At 36.4% G+C, this 19,815-nt stretch carries 23 protein-coding genes; 20 read left to right on the plus strand and 3 right to left on the minus strand.

From position 1 onward, the window contains the following. Positions 1–13: 13 nt before the first annotated feature. From VL047_RS09525 to VL047_RS09570, 10 genes are all read left to right on the plus strand, one after another. A complete protein-coding gene (locus tag VL047_RS09525) occupies positions 14–532 on the plus strand; it encodes an HD domain-containing protein (RefSeq protein WP_325360018.1) in 519 nt (172 codons plus the stop codon). 17 nt (positions 533–549) lie between these two features. Further along, a complete protein-coding gene (locus tag VL047_RS09530; RefSeq protein WP_325360020.1) occupies positions 550–1,455 on the plus strand; it encodes a DUF6268 family outer membrane beta-barrel protein in 906 nt (301 codons plus the stop codon). Between the two features lie 101 nt (positions 1,456–1,556). Then, positions 1,557–2,090, plus strand: a complete 534-nt coding sequence (locus tag VL047_RS09535) for an AAA family ATPase (RefSeq protein ID WP_208293402.1) — start codon at positions 1,557–1,559, stop codon at positions 2,088–2,090. A gap of 59 nt (positions 2,091–2,149) precedes the next feature. Continuing rightward, complete coding sequence (locus VL047_RS09540) at positions 2,150–2,941, plus strand: helix-turn-helix transcriptional regulator (RefSeq protein WP_325360023.1); 792 nt, start codon at positions 2,150–2,152, stop codon at positions 2,939–2,941. Positions 2,942–3,014: 73 nt separating this feature from the next. Beyond that, a complete protein-coding gene (locus VL047_RS09545) occupies positions 3,015–3,398 on the plus strand; it encodes a VOC family protein (RefSeq protein WP_325360025.1) in 384 nt (127 codons plus the stop codon). 42 nt (positions 3,399–3,440) lie between these two features. Then, entirely contained in the window at positions 3,441–4,289 is an 849-nt protein-coding gene (locus tag VL047_RS09550; protein ID WP_325360026.1) for a class I SAM-dependent methyltransferase, read from the plus strand. A gap of 189 nt (positions 4,290–4,478) precedes the next feature. After that, positions 4,479–5,045 (plus strand): Crp/Fnr family transcriptional regulator, encoded by a 567-nt coding sequence (locus tag VL047_RS09555; RefSeq protein WP_325360028.1) that lies wholly within the window; start codon positions 4,479–4,481, stop codon positions 5,043–5,045. Positions 5,046–5,155: 110 nt separating this feature from the next. After that, on the plus strand, positions 5,156–5,740 hold the full coding sequence (def, locus tag VL047_RS09560; protein WP_325360030.1) for a peptide deformylase: 585 nt from the start codon (positions 5,156–5,158) through the stop codon (positions 5,738–5,740). Between the two features lie 30 nt (positions 5,741–5,770). Further along, positions 5,771–6,301: a GNAT family N-acetyltransferase gene (locus tag VL047_RS09565; RefSeq protein ID WP_325360032.1), complete on the plus strand. Its 531-nt coding sequence runs from the start codon at positions 5,771–5,773 to the stop codon at positions 6,299–6,301. A gap of 424 nt (positions 6,302–6,725) precedes the next feature. After that, the gene (locus VL047_RS09570; RefSeq protein WP_325360034.1) at positions 6,726–7,571 is read left to right on the plus strand and encodes an RteC domain-containing protein; all 846 of its coding nucleotides are present in this window, start codon (positions 6,726–6,728) and stop codon (positions 7,569–7,571) included. Between the two features lie 416 nt (positions 7,572–7,987). On the opposite strand, the gene VL047_RS09575 is transcribed toward VL047_RS09570, so the two are convergent. After that, positions 7,988–8,716 (minus strand): IclR family transcriptional regulator, encoded by a 729-nt coding sequence (locus tag VL047_RS09575; RefSeq protein ID WP_325360035.1) that lies wholly within the window; start codon positions 8,714–8,716, stop codon positions 7,988–7,990. A 130-nt stretch (positions 8,717–8,846) separates the two neighbouring features. Between VL047_RS09575 and VL047_RS09580 the strand changes: the two genes are divergently transcribed. The 4 genes from VL047_RS09580 (at position 8,847) to VL047_RS09595 (ending at position 12,114) form a co-directional block, all read left to right on the plus strand. Beyond that, the gene (locus VL047_RS09580) at positions 8,847–9,608 is read left to right on the plus strand and encodes an SDR family oxidoreductase (RefSeq protein WP_325360037.1); all 762 of its coding nucleotides are present in this window, start codon (positions 8,847–8,849) and stop codon (positions 9,606–9,608) included. A gap of 58 nt (positions 9,609–9,666) precedes the next feature. Then, positions 9,667–10,524: a fumarylacetoacetate hydrolase family protein gene (locus tag VL047_RS09585; protein WP_325360038.1), complete on the plus strand. Its 858-nt coding sequence runs from the start codon at positions 9,667–9,669 to the stop codon at positions 10,522–10,524. A gap of 64 nt (positions 10,525–10,588) precedes the next feature. Next, positions 10,589–11,377 carry an SDR family oxidoreductase gene (locus VL047_RS09590; RefSeq protein WP_325360040.1) on the plus strand — a complete coding sequence of 263 codons (789 nt, stop codon included), beginning with the start codon at positions 10,589–10,591 and terminating at the stop codon, positions 11,375–11,377. Between the two features lie 170 nt (positions 11,378–11,547). Continuing rightward, entirely contained in the window at positions 11,548–12,114 is a 567-nt protein-coding gene (locus tag VL047_RS09595; RefSeq protein ID WP_325360042.1) for a hypothetical protein, read from the plus strand. A 43-nt stretch (positions 12,115–12,157) separates the two neighbouring features. On the opposite strand, the gene VL047_RS09600 is transcribed toward VL047_RS09595, so the two are convergent. After that, positions 12,158–13,213 carry an NAD(P)-dependent alcohol dehydrogenase gene (locus VL047_RS09600; RefSeq protein WP_325360043.1) on the minus strand — a complete coding sequence of 352 codons (1,056 nt, stop codon included), beginning with the start codon at positions 13,211–13,213 and terminating at the stop codon, positions 12,158–12,160. Between the two features lie 13 nt (positions 13,214–13,226). After that, positions 13,227–13,409: a hypothetical protein gene (locus VL047_RS09605; RefSeq protein ID WP_325360044.1), complete on the minus strand. Its 183-nt coding sequence runs from the start codon at positions 13,407–13,409 to the stop codon at positions 13,227–13,229. A 153-nt stretch (positions 13,410–13,562) separates the two neighbouring features. Between VL047_RS09605 and VL047_RS09610 the strand changes: the two genes are divergently transcribed. From VL047_RS09610 to VL047_RS09635, 6 genes are all read left to right on the plus strand, one after another. Then, positions 13,563–14,027 carry a hypothetical protein gene (locus VL047_RS09610; protein WP_325360045.1) on the plus strand — a complete coding sequence of 155 codons (465 nt, stop codon included), beginning with the start codon at positions 13,563–13,565 and terminating at the stop codon, positions 14,025–14,027. A gap of 69 nt (positions 14,028–14,096) precedes the next feature. Beyond that, positions 14,097–14,858, plus strand: a complete 762-nt coding sequence (locus tag VL047_RS09615; RefSeq protein WP_325360046.1) for an SDR family NAD(P)-dependent oxidoreductase — start codon at positions 14,097–14,099, stop codon at positions 14,856–14,858. Between the two features lie 440 nt (positions 14,859–15,298). Then, positions 15,299–16,429: an endo-1,4-beta-xylanase gene (locus VL047_RS09620; protein ID WP_325360048.1), complete on the plus strand. Its 1,131-nt coding sequence runs from the start codon at positions 15,299–15,301 to the stop codon at positions 16,427–16,429. Between the two features lie 6 nt (positions 16,430–16,435). Then, positions 16,436–17,893, plus strand: coding sequence for an MFS transporter (locus tag VL047_RS09625; RefSeq protein WP_325360050.1), 1,458 nt, complete (start codon positions 16,436–16,438; stop codon positions 17,891–17,893). A 25-nt stretch (positions 17,894–17,918) separates the two neighbouring features. After that, entirely contained in the window at positions 17,919–18,950 is a 1,032-nt protein-coding gene (locus tag VL047_RS09630; RefSeq protein ID WP_325360052.1) for a glycoside hydrolase family 43 protein, read from the plus strand. Between the two features lie 52 nt (positions 18,951–19,002). Further along, positions 19,003–19,692: a prolyl oligopeptidase family serine peptidase gene (locus tag VL047_RS09635; protein ID WP_325360054.1), complete on the plus strand. Its 690-nt coding sequence runs from the start codon at positions 19,003–19,005 to the stop codon at positions 19,690–19,692. Positions 19,693–19,815 lie beyond the last annotated feature (123 nt).

The following is a 19,815-nucleotide window of genomic DNA, read 5'->3' on the forward strand; positions in this document are numbered from 1 at the left end:
AAAATAATGTGATATGAAATATAAGGACATAGGAGAATCAGAGAAATTAGACCAAGTAATCAAAGAGATGAAAAATATTTTCAGAACTGTACCATATGGCGTCGATCACACAATGAAGGTGTTAGAAAATACACGGACGATTATTGAAAGAGAAAATGTAGACAGTCAGACTGGTTGTATTATAGAGTTAAGTGCTGTTTTACACGACATAGGTTCTGTGGAAGCATTACGCAAATATGGATCAATGGAGGGACATCTCCAAGAGCAGGAAGGAGTACCAATTGCAAGAAATATATTAAATGAACATAATTATGAACCATTCGTAATTGAAAGAGTATGTTATATAGTTGGAAACCATCATACGCCTGAAAAAATAGATGGAAAAGATTTTCAGATTCTTTGGGAGGCAGACCTTATTGAAAACATGCAAGTTATGGATTGCACTAAGGACACAGAAACCTTAAGACAATTTGTTTCAAAAAAAATCAAAACACAAGCGGGTAAGGCGCTTGCTTTATGTAAATACAGTTAATCGGGGGAAATTTGGTAATGAAATTTATTATTTTATTTTTCCTGACATTCACGTGTTATGATATAGTTGCTCAAATACAGATACAAGTCAAAACAGAGTATTTAGGAGAATCAAGCTATAGGAAGACCGACGGTAACACCTATCAAAAAGTGGGAGATGCAAAAGGTTCCGCTGTAATTTATCAAGCGGATGTACACATTCCTCTGTCGGTGAAGCTAAATGAAAAGAATCGTCCTACAATATGGTCGATAAGCGGAAGATTTGCACAGGCGCGATTAAACAATCGTAATTTTGACGAACCTATAGTAACGGATAGAATTATGAATGTTGGCTTGAATCTAAATCATTTACGTCCTTTGAACGATAAATGGTCAATTATGGCAAGTATAGGTGGAGGCACATACATGCCGAGTACAGAGTTTTCCCAAATAAGATTTAAAAACACACTTGGTAGTATAGGAACAGTATTCATATATCATTTAAGGTCAAACTTGGACTTAGGGGTAGGAGCTGCTATCAATAACTCCTTTGGATATCCGATGTTATTTCCAGCACTTTATCTCAATTGGAAAATGGAAAGGAAATATAATGTTGAAATCAATGTTTTGGACGGCTTGGAAATGTGTTTCCGATATGACCTGAACAACATCTTCCGATTAAATCTAATCGGGGAGATGAATGGACAAACAGCTCTTTTAGAACAAGATGGAAAAGATAAGATTTTCTCGCATGCTTATATAATAGGAGGTGTTCGTCCAGAGATAAAAATTGGCGACAACATATTCTTAAATGTCACGGCCGGAGTTAACGCTTGGAGACCATCGCAAGTGACTGAAAGAACGATAAAAAGTATATTCAAAAAACAACAGTACTACTTTAAGGCTTCGCCCTACGTTGCTACGCAGTTAAAAATAGTGTTATGAATAATATAGGCTGATAACAAGCTGAGAGATTAAGTAAAAAATGAAATCTAAAACTTGTTATGGGTTTAACGAGAAATTTACAAAAAAAAGACCCTTATAATATGATATATACAGAAAATGAAGTGTTCGACTTAATTCTAAACTGTGAGCATATGCCCAAAGTCGTTCTCATGTGTGGACTGTCAGGATCCGGAAAAACCACATTCGCAAAACAGTTAGAATGTTATGGTTTTCATAGGCTATCGGTCGATGAAGAAATATGGAATAACTATGGTCAGTTCGGAATAGATTATGCTGAAGAAGAATATGATAAGCTATCAGCTTTAGCAGAAAAGGCACTGTTTATTCAGTTTTTGGAACTTCTAAAATCCAAACGGAATATAGTAGTAGACTTTAGCTTTTGGCAAAAGGAAAAGCGTAACGAGTTTAAGCGGATAGTGGAAACAAACCACGGAAAGTGGTTTCTTGTTTATATGAACCCTCCTATTTCGGCAATAAAAAACAGACTGAAAATTAGAAATAAAACTTTTGAGGCAAATGCCGCTTTTCCGATTACAGATTTCATCCTAAACAAATATATAGATGGCTTTCAAATTCCCGAACAAGAGAATCAATTGGAAATTGTATCTATATAAACACAGAAGGGTTGGGATGATTGTGCTTAATTTTGCTAAATTTGTTAGAAAACCTCAGGATGGATATCAAAATAATACAGCCTGTACCACCCCTCCGAAAGCATATTCGTTTTTTCTTTATAATGGAAAATACGAGCACTGCTTTTATTGGAAAATTCAAAATAATTCCCGAGGGCGTACCCGGTATGATTTTTCAGGAAAATCCCACGGTCTTTTACGATAAAGACAAGCAAACATTACCCCAATCTTTCTTATTTGGGCAAGCTACTCAGTACTCACAGCTTACGGCAACGGGTAGTTTTCGAAATATTGGCGTCAGTTTCCAACCCGCAGCTTTAAGTTCTGTTTTCAGAATAGAAGCAATTGAATTAACGCAACGACACACTGACATCAATGATTTAGTTAAAACCACTATAAATGACCAACTTCTAAATACACAAACATTAGAACAAAAAATAGCGGTTTTAGAACATTTTTTCTTACAACAAACAACAGACTGTAAAGGTGAAAATGATAAAGTAAAATTTGCGTTAAACCAGTTTCAAAAAGGTCAGGAATTAAAACAGGTGCAAGCCGATTTGAGAATATCAGAACGCTCGTTAGAACGTCTGTTTAAATCATATATAGGCATTTCCCCAAAGTTGTATTCAAGAATCTGTCGCTTTCAGTCAGCTTTAAAAACGCTAAGAACGGCTAACTTTAATGCTCTTACGGAAATAGCCTATTTAGAGAATTATTTTGACCAATCTCATTTTATCAGAGATTTTAAATATTTTACAGGCACGACTCCAAAGTCATTTCTTCTTAATGCAAACGAACAATTGCCCAATTTTCCGGAATTGAAGTTTTAGTACTGTCGGTTTTATCCAATTTTCAAAAAACGGGGGACTTTAACTTTGTTGAATTAATCAAAAACAGTTTAAAATGAAAAGAGTAATTGATTGGTTTGAAATTTATACATCCGATTTTGACAGGGCAAAGAAATTTTACACAACAGTATTTGACTGCGGATTTAAGGAAACGACAGTGAACAACGAAAGACACAGCCAAATGAGATATGCCATTTTTGAAAGCAGTGAAAACAAGCAAGAGATTGGCGGTGCGCTTGTTAGAATGGATGAAGCAAAACCCGGTATTGGCGGTGTTTTAATTTATTTTGCAACCGAAGAAATCAATACGGTATTAAACCGTGTTGAAGCTGCAGGTGGAAAAATTATTCGTCGAAAGTTGAACGTGGGGGATTTTGGTTCTATTGCTTTAATAGAAGATACAGAGGGGAATATGATTGGATTACATGCTAAAAAATAGCTTCATTATAATTGCACTTGATATTAATTATAAAATAAGGAAATGGGAATAGATAAAGTCATAAAGCCGGATAATACCGCAGTAAGAACCGCATTATGGAGAGCGTTACACGTTCAGACAGATGCAAAACCTCATATATTTGAAGATGAAATAGGATTCAAGTTAATTGCACCTGATGATGATTGGCAGGAACGGCCTGACATGAAATATACCAAGCGGCTGCGGGCTTCTATCGTAGCCCGTTCACGTTTTATTGAAGATATAGCTAAAGGGCAAATTGAAAAAGGAGTAAAACAATACGTTTTGCTTGGTGCAGGATTGGATAGTTTTGCCCAACGGAACACGGCCATAAGTTCCTATGTTGATATTTATGAAATTGACCAGCACGATACTTTGACTTGGAAAGAAGAAAAGCTGATTGAAAACGGCTATAAAATTCCCGGCAATCTTCTCTTTGTACCTGTCGATTTTGAAATCTCATCTTGGTGGGACGAGCTATTAAATAAAGGTTTTAATGTTGAACAAAGGGCTTTTGTATCTTGTATCGGTGTTACGCTTTATCTTACCAAAGAAGCGATTACCGACACACTGCAAAAAATGACTTTGCTCGCACCTGGTTCTACTATTGCAATGGCCTTTTATCTGCCATTGGAATTACTTGATGAAGAAGACAAGCCATTAATGGAAATGTCAATAAAAGGAGCGGCAGCTTCAGGTACTCCTTTTGTAAGTTTTTTTTCGGTTGAAGAAATTATAAAACTCGCTGAAAAAGTAGGTTTAAAAGAAATACAGACAATCTCCACAAAAGACATGACGGAAAAATACTTTAAGAACAGAACCGACAACCTTCTACCAGCAAGTGGAGAATTTTTTTTAGTAGCTAAGACCTGAAAAATACGAAAGAGAATACTTCCTTGCAACTGTGATGTAGTGATATAAAATGGCTGAAAGCAATGTTTTTACTGGTGTTTTACCGTAATTAACAAAGTTATGAGATATCCGCACAAAAACCGGTTTATTATAAAAACACTAAATTTGTATTTTCTTTTTCGAAAGACAGACTAAAAAGAGAATATTTTTATGGGGCACATCAGAGAATACTACGAGCGGATAATAAAATTACAGGAAACAGAATGGGAGTTTATAGCTTCCCACTTTGACAGGAGGCTTTTTGCCAAGAACGAAGTCATTACACAGCGGGGCGAAACAGAAAACTATCTTTTCTTTGTGGAAACAGGCATCGTTCGGTTCTATATTCCCCATGATGAAAACGAACTGACTTTTAATTTCTGTTTTGATAAAGAATTTACCTGTGCTTACAATTCATTCCTGACCCGGACACCATCTGAATACGAATTGCAGGCATTGGCGGAAACCGTGGTTTGGCAAATATCTTATGATGATTTGCAAAAAGTATATGCAGAGACCAAAGCAGGAAACTATTTAGGGCGTTTTGTGTCGGAGAAACTGTTTTTGCAAAAAAGCAAAAGAGAATTGTCGCTTTTAAAACATACAGCCAAAGAAAGGTATCTAAACCTGTTCAATGAACAACCCGATATTTTAAAATTTATTCCATTAAAATACGTTGCTTCCTATATCGGGATAACACCACAGGCGCTGAGCCGGATACGCAGACAAATTGCATAGCAATCGTAAACATCGTTGAACATCAACGGAATCCGTGCGCAAATACTTAACATAGGTTCATTGCCTTCCATGTTTATTCTTTGGAAATTTGTTGAAAAATCCAAAGAATAATGAAACGAGCCATCTTAGCATACGGACACCATATCTTAAAACAGAAATGCAACTACATCGAAAAGGATTATCCTGAATTGGATAAATTAATTGCCGATATGTGGGAAACTATGGAAAATGCCAATGGTTGCGGATTGGCATCACCACAGATAGGACTTCCGGTTAGATTGTTTATCGTGGACAGTAAATCAACTTTTGATAACCTCGGAGAAGAAGAGAGAAAGTTTTATTTCCCCCAAGATGATAAAGGCATAATGGAAACTTTCATCAATGCCAAAATCATCCAACGGTCTGAAGAACTTTGGGAAGACGAAGAGGGCTGTTTAAGTATTCCAAATTTATTCTACAAAGTAAAGCGGAATTGGGCGATAACGATTGAATATTATAATCGGAATTTTAAAAAGCAAATCCGTACATTCAGTGGAACGACCGCGCGAATGATACAACACGAATACGACCATACCGAGGGAGTTCTCTACCTCGATTATCTCAAGCCTTTAACAAAAAGGCTTATGGCTTCCAAACTTCAAAAAATCCTAAAAGGTCAAATTGTACCAGCCTATCCCATGAACTTCATACGATAGAAAAAGCAACCATTTTAAACATACTTACTTATGATAAATATTAGAAAAGCCGACATAGATGACGTGATAACTATTTCAAAATTGGGACGTATAACATTTTCAGATACGTTTGAGTCTTTTTTCAACGACAAGAACGACCTGTTGGATTACTTGGAAGACATTTTTTCGGAAAAAAGGATTCATGACAGTATACTAAAAGCGGAATCCATTTATTGGATTGCTTTCTACGATAGCATTCCTGTTGGTTATGCGAAAGTTAAACTGGACTTCACAAGCCAATTGATAATCCCACCAAAAACGTGCTATCTTGATAAGATTTATGTCGTAAAAAAATTTATAAGCAAAGGAATCGGTAAAGAACTGCATAAAATTTTAATGCAAGAAATAATTGCTTTGAAATATCAGCGTATTTGGCTCTCTGTATTAAAAGAGAATCAAAAGGCAATAAATTTTTATCACAAAAAGGGCTATCAGATAATAAGTCAGTATTCACAAAACATTGGTTCTCAGAAATTCGACTTTTTTGTAATGGCACTGAATTTAGACGAAAAAGCTACATGAATTTGCATACAGGGGCGCTGTTTGTAACTTCTATTTTGTCATTCACCCTTGAGATAAATAAGTTGCTATTGAAGTTGTTTCGGAACCCCGGTCTGATAAACAGAAACATGAAAACAGTAGAAAATTTTAGCACAGTACAACACTGTCTACAAAATTAACTTCGACCTTGAAGACGAAGAAAATATCCTTAGGATTGAGGCTAATAAAATTGAGGTTGAAACTGCCGATATAATCAAGTATATAATTGAATTGAGGTATAACTGTAAGCGAATAGAACAACTTTTAGCGAATTCTTATGTAATAATTTTCAAAGAAATATTCAACAGATTGAAAACTGATACCCCGTAACAATGCTTGTTGGGTTTGTCAGTGATTACAATGATGAAAGTTGTCTATTAGAAAATAAGAGATTAGACAAAGTGAAATGACATCTTCATTAAATCATATCATCTCGGAGATACAGCGAAAAGAAAATGCAATTTCGCTGTCTGCACCCAATATAATTGATGAAGCGTACCAAATGACAATATACCTACAAGAATTCTTGGGGTCGATAAGAGAGGATATTACAAAGCAAGGCTTTAAAAACCATTGGGAGGAAATCAATTTCTTTCGTAACATTAAGCCATACATCCTCTCCAAACTCATTTACCACAATAAGATATTTCGCATACAGACCGCTTGTCCTGTTGACGGAGGAAAGATGTACGCAAGTTATTTTTCAGAACAGTTACGGGAATTAAAACAGGAATATAGGGAGCATATCTACAATTCGGATTTTTACAGGTATTATCGTTCGGGAAGAACCGACCGTGATGAAACTTACTTTAGGTTGGGCAACATTAATTTCCACGATGGTCTGAATAGTTTTGTCTTTGAGATTGACCCACTGTTTTCAACCTACTATGATTACAAAGTGGCTCGGATAATAGCAAATGAGCTACTCTATATCTACATACTCCAAAAAATCAACGATGACGAAATAGCAGGTTCTCTTTCTGCAAGGGATATTTCATCCGATGGTATTCTTTGGACGGATAGCAAAAATGCCTTGATAGAACTGATTTATGCGCTGTATGCGAACGGCTCTATTTCATACGGTAAATTAGGAATACGCAAAATCAGTCTGACTTTAGAAAAATTATTTCAGATTACTTTGGGGGATTTGCACAATTCTTTCCATCGAATGAAATACCGAGCAGGTTCACGAACCGCATTTTTAGACCAACTGAAATCTTCTTTGGAAGAATATATGGACAAGGATTTATAGAGGTATCAAAAACAAACAAAAAGGGAAGCAAAGATAACGGATAACGATAACTGCGCACGCATAATGACTCCGCCACCCTTCGGGACTTATAGTGCTTCGTTATCTTATATCCGTTAGCAGAAAGGCTTCCTTTTTTTTCTGTTTTTTCTTTTGGAATGAATTTTAGTTTTTAATATTCCATAGCAGTAACTTCCGCACTTAGGGAGGTTAGCCTTTCTAAATCCTCAAGAAAATGTTTCGAGATTTGTTCGGTTTCGGCTACTATAAATTCAGCGGATTGCACTCAATCCGCTTTTTTTATGCCCTAAAGCCAGATTATTCTTTGTGGAGTGAGCAAGGTAAAGCATCAGTAAGCATAGAATAGATTAGCATTAATTGAAGGTGAAAATGCTATTAGAAACTTGTTGAGACAAATATTAACGGGACGAAACAAGTTTACTTAAGTGTGTTGCTTGGGTAATCATTTCAGCTTTTAGTTTTTCGGTGAACCGGAAAGAAGGTAAGTAAATGCTAAAGCTGGCAATTACTTTATTATCTCTAAAAATTGGAGTGGCCACACCTACAATTTGCACCGTATCTTCTATTAAAGCATAACCCTGACTTTTGATTTTCTCTATTTCCTCGAAGAAACCGATTCTCGAAGTCGCCTTTGGCCATGTGTTTTTATTGGGTAAACCATGTTTTTTGATATAAAGTTGAAGATTTTTTTCATCTAAAAAAGCAATCAGTAATCTTCCACTTGAAGAATCATAAGCTAATTTCTCCGTCGGAGTTGTGGCCTGGATTAGCTGTGTACTGGGTTTGTTGAAAATAATTTGACGTTTATCCTCTTTTAAAACAGCAATTAAGTAGTTCTCATCAATAGTGTTAAACTTATTGGAAAACAGATGATTTGCCCTGTCTATCACATCTCTAAAACCCAAACTTCCATTACTGATCTCTAATAATCGAGTGCCAATTAAATAACCTTTTTGACCATCTGCCTTTCTTAATAAACCTCGGCTAACTAGGGTTTTTATAATATTGGCACAAGTACTAGTGTTTAAATTTAAATCTTGAGCAATATTGCCCATTAATTTAGGTCGACTTATTTCCTCTGCAACATATTCTAAAATATCTATTGATCTATTTACAACTTGTATCATTTGTGAAATTTTAAACCAAATCTGCATAATAAAATTCAATGATGTAAAATTTTTGCTTTATATAATGCGATTATTTATTTTGGCTATTTACCAATATAATCAAAATTTAAAATCATATTAAAGGAAGAGTGTGTTTAATCTTAAAGGAAAATCAGCAGTAATTACAGGTGGTGGTAGCGGAATTGGTAGAGCTATAGCTCTACTTTTTGCAAAACAAGGTGCAAAGGTGTATATTTTAGAATTTAATGAGCAATCTGCACAACAGACGGCGGAGGAAATCAATCAATTTGGAGAAGCATATGCATTTTCATGTGATGTGAGCAATCAAGATCAGGTTTTGGATGCCTTTAATAGAATGGATAAGGTAGATATCTTGGTAAATAATGCAGGTATTGCGCATATAGGTAACCTAGAGAAAACTGCCGAAGCTGATTTTGAAAGAGTTTATCAGGTAAATGTAAAAGGAGTTTACAATTGTTTATATGCGGCTATTCCTTTAATGAAAAAAATAGGAGGAGGAGTAATTTTAAATATGGCATCTATCGCTTCCGTAGTGGGAGTTGCTGATCGTTTTGCTTATTCAATGAGTAAAGGTGCAATTTATGCGATGAGTATGTCAGTAGCCCGCGATTTTATGGTAGACGGCATTCGTAGCAATAGTATTTCCCCGGCGAGGGTACATACACCTTTTGTTGATGGGTTTATCACTAAAAACTACCCTGACAACCAAAAAGAAATCTTTCAAAAATTATCTAAAAGTCAGCCTATAGGACGCATGGCAAAACCTGAAGAAGTGGCTACATTAGCGCTTTACCTTTGTTCTGAAGAAGCTGGCTTTATTACCGGGAATGATTATCCAATTGATGGAGGATTCATTAAATTGAATAATTAAAAACAGAATATCTAACTCTAAAAGAGATTATAAATATAAAATTAAATAACTAAATAAAATGAAACTGATAAGATACGGGCAAAAAGGAAAAGAAAAGACTGGGATAATAATTGATGGTAAAAGATATGATACCACTGCTTTTGGAGAGGATTATGATGAGAAATTTTTTGAAACGGATGGTATTAATAGGTTGGCTTTTTTTATTGATAAAAACAAATCAAGTCTTCCCATAGTTTCAGATGATGAAAGATTAGGAGTACCAATCGGTCGCCCGTCAAAAATAGTTTGTCTTGGTTTAAATTATGCCAAACACGCGGAAGAAACTAATGCGGCGGTACCTAAAGAGCCTATAATATTCTTTAAATCCACTACATCGCTTGTAGGTCCAAATGATAATATTATGCTTCCAAAAGATTCTTTAAAGACAGATTGGGAAGTGGAATTGGCCTTCGTGATTGGTAAAAAGGCAAGCTATGTTTCTAAAGAAGAAGCATTAAATTATGTTGCCGGCTATGTTTTACATAATGATGTAAGTGAAAGAGCTTTCCAAATGGAACGTGGCGGACAATGGGCTAAAGGTAAAGGTTGTGATACTTTTGCACCGCTTGGGCCATGGCTGGTTACTGCAGAAGAAATTACAAATCCTAATAATTTACGTCTTTGGTTAAAGTTGAATGGTAAAATAATGCAGGACGGTAATACCAATGATTTTATCTTTGACATTGCCTCTGTTGTTTCCTACCTTAGTGAATTTATGACACTTTTACCTGGTGATGTGATTTCTACTGGAACTCCACATGGAGTGGGCTTAGGGTTTAATCCCCCGATTTATTTAAAAGCAGGAGACGAAATTGAGTTGGGAATCGAGGGTTTGGGAGAAGCAAAACAAACGGTTATACCTTATACTAAGAGTTAAGGAGTAACCATGTTCTTGGGGTGACATCATATTTAATATCATTAAAGTTAACATAAATAGATTAATGGATTTAAACTTAAAGGACAAAGTCATCTTAATCACAGGCGGTGCTAAAGGTATTGGTTTTGGAATAGCGCAAACTGTAGCCAACGAAGGTGCAATTGCAGTAATTATTGGTAGAAAAGAAGTCGATAATAAAAACGCAATTGATTTAATTATGAAAAATGGAGGTAAAGCATTTGGTATCGAAGCAGAATTAACTAGTCCGGAATGTTGCGAAAAAGCGGTGCAAAGAACAATAACTGAATTCGGCAGAATCGATGGTTTGGTAAATAATGCGGGGTTAAATGATGGAGTTGGTTTAGAAAATGGAAACTATGAAGGTTTTTTGCAAAGCTTGCATCGAAATCTTATTCATTATTATTTAATGGCGCATCATGCTTTGCCAGAGCTTATTAAATCAAAAGGAAGTATTGTTAATATTTCTTCAAAAACAGGAGAAACTGGACAAGGAAATACATCTGCTTATGCAGCATCAAACGGCGGAAGAAACGCATTAACCAGAGAATGGGCAGTTGAATTACTAAAATATGGCATCAGGGTAAATGCATTGGTTGTTGCCGAATGCTGGACACCACAATATCAAAATTGGATTAAAACATTAAATAACCCACAAGAAACATTGAACAAAATCACGGCTAACATTCCATTGGAGAATAGGATGACTACTACTCAAGAAATAGGAAATGCTGTTGCGTTTTTATTGAGCAATAAATCAAGTCACACCACCGGTCAAATTATATATGTTGATGGGGGTTATGTCCATTTAGACAGAGCTTTAGTTAATGCTTAAATCATATAAAAATAAATGAGGTAACGTTTATAAAAAATTACATACTTTAAATAAAAGCCTATATGTATCTCTGTAATACCTCTTATTTTCCCCAACATTACTCCCCAATCAAAACTAACTAGGTGATTCATTGTTTTTTATCTGACTTAGTATATTAATCAAATGAAAATATGAATCAAATCAAATTCTTTGTAGTAGGCTTCATTAGTTTATACTTAATCAGCTGCCAGCAACCGACCCAAGAAACACGTAGCGAAGAAATAAAAACAGATAGTTTCTCAGTTGTACAGCCTGACACTACAGCAGCTATCGATACAACCGTAAATATTCAGGAATCAGAATCATCCCTAAGCAACAAAGCTGCTGATTCCACTCGATTTAAAATTCGTGAAGGAAAGCATTATCTGAGTTTACAATGGATAAGCTGGGAGGTTTTGGGAGAAGCGGAGATCAAATACCTCGGAGATAATAAATACAGCATTGTAGGTCAACAACTTAATTCTAAGAATAGCGACTATTTAAAAATCAGCGGAACGCTAGAGCCTGTATCAGATAAAAAATTAATTTTTGAAGGAACCATTGAAACTCAGGTTGAGCATCTGAATGAGGGAAAACCCTGCGTAAAAGAGGGTAGCAGGTTTTTTGAGTCAACAAAAAATAGAAAATATTGGCGCCTGCAGGATATGGAAAATTGTGAAGGTGGAATGGTTGTCGACTATGTAGATATCTATTTTTAGTAACAGAGCTACATGCGAAATTTTAAAAAGGTAGCCTATCGGGCTACCTTTTTAATGAAGCCATATCAATCACAAAGCGATATTTAACATCACCCTTCAAAAGCCGTTCATAAGCTGTATTTATATCCTGTATGTTTATTAGTTCAATATCGGATGTGATATTATGCTTGCCGCAAAAGTCCAGCATTTCTTGCGTTTCAGCAATACTCCCAATGGTTGATCCGGCAAAGCTTCTACGAGTGGGGATGAGACTGAATGCAGCAACCGGAAGTGGATGTTCCGGAGCACCCACTAAAGCCAAGGTGCCATCAACTTTTAACAATGCTAAATAGTCATTAATATTATGTTGTGCTGACACGCAATCCAATACAAAATTCAAAGTATTAACGTTGGCTTTCATTTGTGCTTCGTCGGTAGATAGAATCACTTCATCTGCCCCTAAACGTTGGGCATCAGCCACTTTTGAGCTTGAAGTGGTAATCACAACTACATAAGCGCCCATCGCCTTTGCTAATTTCACACCCATATGACCCAGTCCGCCGATACCTACAACACCTACTCTCGTTCCCGGCCCTACGTTCCAATGTTTCAGAGGCGACCAAGTAGTTACACCAGCACATAGCAAAGGAGCTGTAGCCGCCAGATCAAGATTTTCTGGCACTCGTAATACAAAGTCCTCTTCTACTACTATACGTTCCGAGTACCCGCCAAAAGTTTGTTTGTTTAAATGTTTGTCATGGCCATTGTATGTCTGAATGTTCCCTTTCTCGCAATACTGTTCGCTGCCTTTCTTGCATTGTTCACATTCGCGGCAACTATCTACCATACAGCCTACAGCTGCAATATCACCTACCTTGAATTTAGAAACCCCTTTGCCGATCTTGGTAATACGACCTACAATTTCGTGTCCCGGTACATTCGGATAGACGGTTCCATGCCATTCATTTCTGGCAGTATGTAAATCGGAATGGCAAACGCCACAAAATATGATATCTATTTCTACGTCTCTGTCGCTTACTTCACGACGTTCGATGGTTAACTGTTTTAAATCTGCTTCGGGCGCTTCAGTGCCGAACGCTTTTACTGAGAATGTATTCATAATCGAAGTTATGTTATAGTTTTCTATCTATCTTTATGTAAATGTAATATTTATTTTTTTCTAATTGCTTGATCACTTTAGCAGGGATACCGCCTACTACAGTGTTATCTGGAACGTCTTTTGAAACTACCGCACCCGAGGCCACAATAGAATTCTCGCCAATGGTTACATCAGGTAATATTATTGCGTTTTGCATCAATCCAAGCATTTATTAGCTCGTTTGTGATATTGCTTATTGTTATAAATGATATTACACACTTATGTAGAGACTACTTTAGGTTATATTTGATATTATGGGAAACCACTCTCATAGCGCTAAAACAATTGAGAATAAATTAAATTTAGAATAATGAAGAGAATATTTTTAATTCCGACAATGGTGTTTGGTTTATTTATAACAGGATGTGCGGGAGGTGCATTAAAAGGCAGCATGCAGCAGGAAGCTGAGGTCTCTCATGCAGACATGGAAGGACATGATCTGGAAATTCATTTAGAAGATGAATTAATTCTGGATAATGGGAAAAAGTGGACTGCAAATCTGGAAACAAACAAGGGTATTGACCAAATGCTTGCAATAATTAAAAAAGAGGAAAGTAAAGAACCACCTGCTTATATGGCGTTGAAGGAAAGTTTAGATCAAGAGTTTAACATCATATTAGAAAAATGTACGATGACTGGAGACTCGCATGACCAACTACATCATTACCTCATACCCTTGAAAGCAAAGTTTGAGAAGTTAGACGCTGATTCTAATAAAGAAACCATCGAGGAGATAAAAAACCATTTGTTGGTCTATTATGATTATTTTGAATAGTAAAGATCCATGAACATCGGATTTGTTTTGTAGGATATAAATAAACTGAATTTTTTAAATTATTATATTATGAAAAGATTAAAAAATAAAGTCGCAGTAATAACCGGCGGTGCCGGTAGTATTGGTAAGCAGACAGCTAAAGTTTTTTTAGAAGAAGGAGCTAAGGTTTTTTTGGTTGATTTGACCGAAGATGAACTCAAGAATGCAGTGGAAGAATTAGGTGGGGAAAACGTTCAATATTGTGTTGCTGATGTTAGCAAATCAAGCGATGTTCAACGTTATGTGAATCAGGCGGTAGCAGCAAATGGAAAAATTGACGTATTCTTTAATAACGCAGGTATTGAAGGCCTGGTTAAACCTATTGAGGATTACCCCGAAGAAGTATTTGATAAAGTGATTGCTGTTAACGTAAAAGGTGTTTGGTTGGGTGCTAAATATGTTTTGCCTCAAATGAATGATGGCGGTAGTATGATTATATCCTCTTCGGTAGCAGGTTTAAACGGAAGTCCGGGGGTAAGTGCTTATATTACAAGTAAACACGCCGTAGTAGGAGTGATGAGAGCTACCGCGGTAGAAGCTGCACCTAGAAAAATACGTGTAAACTCAGTACATCCATCACCAGTCGATAATAGAATGATGCGCTCATTGGAAGAGGGTTTTGCACCTGGAGCTGCTGTAGAAGCAAAGAAAGAACTGGAAAAGACAATTCCTTTAGGTCGCTATGCCAAAGTAGATGAGATCTCCAAAGCAGTATTGTTTTTAGCTAGCGACGATAGTCAGTTCATAACTGGAACTACGGTTGTAATAGATGGAGGATTAAGTGTTCTATAACTTATGATCTACAGACATTGTCCGAGACTTGTCTATACCTCGTAATACATACAAGCAAAGTAGTAGAGTTATTCAAGCGTTATGTCTACGCTTTTCTGCTGAAAAAGCGTAGACATAACGCTTGAAATTGCCAGTAAGTCTACTCGGATGTATTACGAGGTACGTTCTTGTTATTGTTCATGTCTTATGATGAGTCCTGATCGATTGTACAAATTAGAAATGTTTTGCAATCGGTTGCATCTAATGGTTTTTTTAATATCTTTATCTTTTAGAACCTCATAGAGTAGATAATTATAAACTTTAATCCACTCTCTAAGTGAGAGACTGTATTACAATGCCAACGTTGGAATTTATTTAAGTATCTTAAATTTAATTATTAATAATTCGTTGATGTCTGAGCTTATCATACAAAGACGTCAGCATTCATCATAAATGTGATAATGAAAAACAATAAACGATTGTTTATACCCGTAGCGCTTATCATGGCGGTTTTAATGTTCAGTAGTGAAAGAGCGTTTTCTCAGGAGAATAATCCTAAAACTTTAAAGGAGGTTTTCAAAGGTGATTTTGTTATTGGGACTGCATTAAACAATTGGCAGATTAATAAGACGGACAAGGTTATGGATTCCTTGATCACTAATCAATTCAATGCAATTACGGCGGAAAACGTAATGAAATCAGAAGAGGTTCATCCTAAATGGGGTGAGTTTCATTTTGAAGATGCAGATAAGTTTGTGGAGTATGGAAAGCAAAACAACATGTATATTGTGGGACATACAATGGTCTGGCATAGTCAGTTGCCTGATTTTGTGCATGCAATAACAGATCCGGATTCTCTTCGCCAGTTCATGGATATGCATATTAAAGCTGTCGGAGAGCGATATGCATCGTCAATAGACAGCTGGGATGTTGTGAATGAGGCTTTGAATGAAGACGGCACGTTGAGAGAGTCAATATTTTACAAATTACTGGGTGAAGACTATATAGTGGAAGCATTTAAGAAAGCTGCTGTTGCAGCACCGAAAGCTGCTTTGTATTATAATGACTATAACATTGAGCAGCCTAAGAAGCGAGCAGGGGTTATTAGATTGATTAAGAAATTGCAAGAGTCCGGCGTACGGATCGATGGAATAGGAATACAAGGGCATTGGAATATAAATGATCTAGATTTAAAGGTGATAGAAGAAAGTATTCAGGAGTATGCGAAATTGGGAATGAAAGTAGCGTTTACTGAACTCGATTTAAGTGTACTGCCAAATCCATGGGATATGCAGGGTGCTGACGTAAACCAAAATTTTGAAGAAGGAAAGGATATGAATCCATATCCTGATCAGTTACCCGATTCGGTAGGTGCAGTATTAGCAGATAAATATGAGCAGCTTTTCAACTTATTTCTGAAGTACCGTGATGATGTTAGCAGAGTTACTTTATGGGGAGTAAGCGATCGAATGACTTGGCTAAATAATTTCCCTATCCGAGGTAGAACAAACTATCCATTGCTGTTTGATCGAAACAATCAACCAAAGGAGGCATTTAATCGACTTATAAACATTAAAAACAATTCAAAATAACATTATATGTTAGACGCAAATACACAGCAGAAAGTTAGTGAAAAACTAACGGTAGTAGAAAAAGTTGGCTATAGTCTGGGAGACTTAGCAGCCAACCTGGTATTCCAGACATTAATTACATATCTGGCTTATTTTTACACTGATATTTATGGTTTAAGTACCACCCATGCTTCTGCTGTGATATTATTTGTGGGATTAGTTGCAGCATTTGTATTTAACCCTATTATGGGGGCGCTTGCAGATAGAACGGAATCGAAATGGGGAAAATTTAGGCCTTGGGTATTGTGGACAGCCATTCCGCTGGGTATAGTTGCAATACTAGCATTTAGTACTCCAGATTTTTCATATAAAGGAAAGCTTATTTATGCAGTGGTTACCTATACATTGTTACTGCTTTTGTATGCAGCCAATAACCTTCCTTATTCTGCATTGAGCGGTGTTATTACTGGCGATATGAAACAGCGGAACAGCTTGTCTTCTTATCGTTTTGTTGCAGTTATGTTTGCACAGTTTTTTGTGCAGGTATTTATGCTACCCATCATCGAATCTGCAGGTGGAGGTGATAAGGCAATTGGGATTGAAAAGGTAATGACCTGGTTGGCAGTAATCGGTATGGTTATGCTGTTGATTACATTTTTTACCACCAAAGAACGTATCGTTCCTAAACCAGAACAGAAATCAAGTTTAAAGGAAGATTTAGGAGACTTGTTCAGGAACCGGTCATGGGTTATTATGTTGATACTAACTACCTTGTTGTTTGTTACCTTGGCAATGAAAGGTGGAAGTTATGTGTACTATTTCAAAAACTATGCAGATGTAGACAGTTTGGCAAACTTTGTTAATCCAATAACGGGTACGCTTGCAGGTCTTAATATTAACTTTTTTGGTGAAGATCCTACTTCTGCCGGATTTGGCTTATTTAATGCGGGAGGAATTATCTTTATGATTGTAGGTATTACTTTCTCGAAAAGGTTTGCTGATCGATATGGAAAGAGAGATGTTTTTGGTGTTGCATTGTTTATCTCAACGCTCTTCATATTCCTTTTCTATTTCTTTCCACCGCAGGCTGTAGGACTTATGTTTGGTTCTCAAATCTTACACGGATTTTTCTATGGCATCACAATACCATTGCTTTGGGCTATGATCGCTGATGTGGCTGATTATAGCGAATGGAAAAATAATCGCCGGGCTACCGGTATTATATTTTCGGCCATGATGGTAGGATTGAAAGTAGGACTTAGTGTTGGAAGTTCGTTGTTAACATGGATTCTCGGACTTTACAATTATATTCCTCATAGCGATTTAATACAATCAGCATCTGCGATACATGGAACTAAACTATTAGTAAGCATTTTTCCATCTATTCCATTTTTAATTGCAGTTGCACTCCTTTTCTTCTATAAAATAGATAAGAAAGTAGAAGTGCAGATAGAAACAGATTTAAAACAAAGAAGAAACTCATAATTATTTATATTAAAAATTCATAGCTATGCCGGAAAAACCGATTGATCATATTGATTTTGAAGAATTGAACACAAAGGCTATATCAAAGCCATTGGTAACACATGTTTATACAGCTGACCCGTCAGCGCATGTTTTCGATGGAAAGATCTATATATACCCATCACATGATATTGATGCAGGAGATGCTTTTGATGACTTGGGAAGTCATTTTGATATGCAAGATTACCATGTTTTTTCCATGGATAATCCTGAAGCAGAAGTTGTAGATCATGGTGTGGCTCTACATGTTAAAGATATACCATGGGCTGAAAAGCAACTATGGGCGCCAGATGCAGCACATAAGAACGGAACGTATTATCTGTTTTTTCCTGCAAAAGATTATGAAGGGATTTTTAGGATTGGTGTAGCTACAAGTAGTTCACCTGCAGGTCCTTTTACTCCTCAACCAGAGGCAATCAAAAATAGCTTCTCTATTGACCCGGCAGTGTTTGAAGACGATAATGGCGATCATCTAATGTATTTTGGTGGTATTTGGGGAGGCCAGTTGCAGCGTTGGCAGACAGGTTCTTTTAAGGCTGAGGGCGAAGGGCCATTTGATCATTTACCAAAAGACGACGAGCCTGCCTTGTGTTCAAAGGTTGCCAGATTAAGAGATGACTTATTGGAGCTTGACGAAGAACCAATGGATGTGGTTATATTAGATGAAAATGGTAATCCTTTACTGCAAGGTGATAATGAAAGAAGATTTTTTGAGGCACCTTGGGTACATAAATATAACGGAAAATATTATTTCTCGTATTCAACTGGAGATACTCATTATATCTGCTATGCGGTAGGCGATAGTCCGTACGGTCCTTTTACTTATCGAGGTAGAATCTTGAATCCTGTGGTAGGCTGGACTTCGCATCATTCCATTGTTGAGTTTCAGAATAAATGGTATTTATTTTACCACGATTCTATTTTGTCTAAGGGAGTGACTCATCTGCGTTCTATAAAATGCACTGAGTTGACCTATGACGAGTCAGGTAATATACATGTCATAGATCCGTACGGATAAAATAATTATCAGAGCGTTGTAGATTAGATGTTGCAAATTTAACTCTTGAGGAATGAAAAGATTATGTCTTATTTTCATTTTGCTTAATACGGTTATGTCTCTACATTCGCAAACATTGTCAAAAACTGAAGTTAAATATGATTACTTGGTATACCTTCCCAAAGATTATCAGGAGAAGGAGTACCCGGTAATCATTTATCTACATGGAAGTTCGCATCGTGGTAATGATTTGAATAAGCTTAAGCAATATGGGTTGCCGCGTGCAATTGATAAGGGTCAGGAATTTGAGTTTATTGTTATTTCTCCTCAATGTCCGGATGGCAAACTTTGGTCAACTGAAAGCTGGTTTGAACCTTTATATGAAGAATTGACCGACAAATATCGGATTGATACAAATCGTATTTATCTCACTGGTGTAAGTATGGGTGGCGGAGGTGTATTCGACGTCGCAAAGGATCATCCTGATAAGTTTGCGGCATTAGTTCCCTTATGTGCATGGGCCAGCGGTACTGAGAGGATATGCAATCTTAATAATATCCCAATATGGACCTTTCATGGAACAGAAGATCATGTTGTCCCAATCTCACAAACGGTAAGCAAAGTAAATGCATTAAAAGCGTGTAATGGTGATATTCAATTTACCATACTTGAGAATCAGGGGCATGGAATACAGTGGCTTTATGAAAATCAAGAAACTTATGATATTTATAAGTGGATGCTGAAGCATAAGAAGCAGCATTAACTTTACTCTTGTAATAAATCCCTTTGCAAAAACAGTATACCTAAAAGCCTTTCATTGTCTTATAATCTATTTGTAATTAGTCTTAATAATATTAGCTTTGCAGGGCTATTCAGTTATTAGTTA

The sequence above is a fragment of the Albibacterium sp. genome (genome assembly GCF_035514885.1).
In the GTDB taxonomy this organism is placed as follows: Bacteria; Bacteroidota; Bacteroidia; order Sphingobacteriales; family Sphingobacteriaceae; genus Albibacterium.

Excerpts from the sequence above, each read along its gene's own strand:
- VL047_RS09525 (WP_325360018.1), top strand. The coding sequence starts at position 14 with ATGAAATATAAGGACATAGGAGAATCAGAGAAATTAGACCAAGTAATC.
- VL047_RS09530 (WP_325360020.1), top strand. The coding sequence starts at position 550 with ATGAAATTTATTATTTTATTTTTCCTGACATTCACGTGTTATGATATA.
- VL047_RS09535 (WP_208293402.1), top strand. The coding sequence starts at position 1,557 with ATGATATATACAGAAAATGAAGTGTTCGACTTAATTCTAAACTGTGAG.
- VL047_RS09540 (WP_325360023.1), top strand. The coding sequence starts at position 2,150 with ATGGATATCAAAATAATACAGCCTGTACCACCCCTCCGAAAGCATATT.
- VL047_RS09545 (WP_325360025.1), top strand. The coding sequence starts at position 3,015 with ATGAAAAGAGTAATTGATTGGTTTGAAATTTATACATCCGATTTTGAC.
- VL047_RS09550 (WP_325360026.1), top strand. The coding sequence starts at position 3,441 with ATGGGAATAGATAAAGTCATAAAGCCGGATAATACCGCAGTAAGAACC.
- VL047_RS09555 (WP_325360028.1), top strand. The coding sequence starts at position 4,479 with ATGGGGCACATCAGAGAATACTACGAGCGGATAATAAAATTACAGGAA.
- def (WP_325360030.1), top strand. The coding sequence starts at position 5,156 with ATGAAACGAGCCATCTTAGCATACGGACACCATATCTTAAAACAGAAA.
- VL047_RS09565 (WP_325360032.1), top strand. The coding sequence starts at position 5,771 with ATGATAAATATTAGAAAAGCCGACATAGATGACGTGATAACTATTTCA.
- VL047_RS09570 (WP_325360034.1), top strand. The coding sequence starts at position 6,726 with ATGACATCTTCATTAAATCATATCATCTCGGAGATACAGCGAAAAGAA.
- VL047_RS09575 (WP_325360035.1), bottom strand. The coding sequence starts at position 8,716 with ATGATACAAGTTGTAAATAGATCAATAGATATTTTAGAATATGTTGCA.
- VL047_RS09585 (WP_325360038.1), top strand. The coding sequence starts at position 9,667 with ATGAAACTGATAAGATACGGGCAAAAAGGAAAAGAAAAGACTGGGATA.
- VL047_RS09590 (WP_325360040.1), top strand. The coding sequence starts at position 10,589 with ATGGATTTAAACTTAAAGGACAAAGTCATCTTAATCACAGGCGGTGCT.
- VL047_RS09595 (WP_325360042.1), top strand. The coding sequence starts at position 11,548 with ATGAATCAAATCAAATTCTTTGTAGTAGGCTTCATTAGTTTATACTTA.
- VL047_RS09600 (WP_325360043.1), bottom strand. The coding sequence starts at position 13,213 with ATGAATACATTCTCAGTAAAAGCGTTCGGCACTGAAGCGCCCGAAGCA.
- VL047_RS09605 (WP_325360044.1), bottom strand. The coding sequence starts at position 13,409 with ATGCAAAACGCAATAATATTACCTGATGTAACCATTGGCGAGAATTCT.
- VL047_RS09610 (WP_325360045.1), top strand. The coding sequence starts at position 13,563 with ATGAAGAGAATATTTTTAATTCCGACAATGGTGTTTGGTTTATTTATA.
- VL047_RS09615 (WP_325360046.1), top strand. The coding sequence starts at position 14,097 with ATGAAAAGATTAAAAAATAAAGTCGCAGTAATAACCGGCGGTGCCGGT.
- VL047_RS09620 (WP_325360048.1), top strand. The coding sequence starts at position 15,299 with ATGAAAAACAATAAACGATTGTTTATACCCGTAGCGCTTATCATGGCG.
- VL047_RS09625 (WP_325360050.1), top strand. The coding sequence starts at position 16,436 with ATGTTAGACGCAAATACACAGCAGAAAGTTAGTGAAAAACTAACGGTA.
- VL047_RS09630 (WP_325360052.1), top strand. The coding sequence starts at position 17,919 with ATGCCGGAAAAACCGATTGATCATATTGATTTTGAAGAATTGAACACA.
- VL047_RS09635 (WP_325360054.1), top strand. The coding sequence starts at position 19,003 with ATGAAAAGATTATGTCTTATTTTCATTTTGCTTAATACGGTTATGTCT.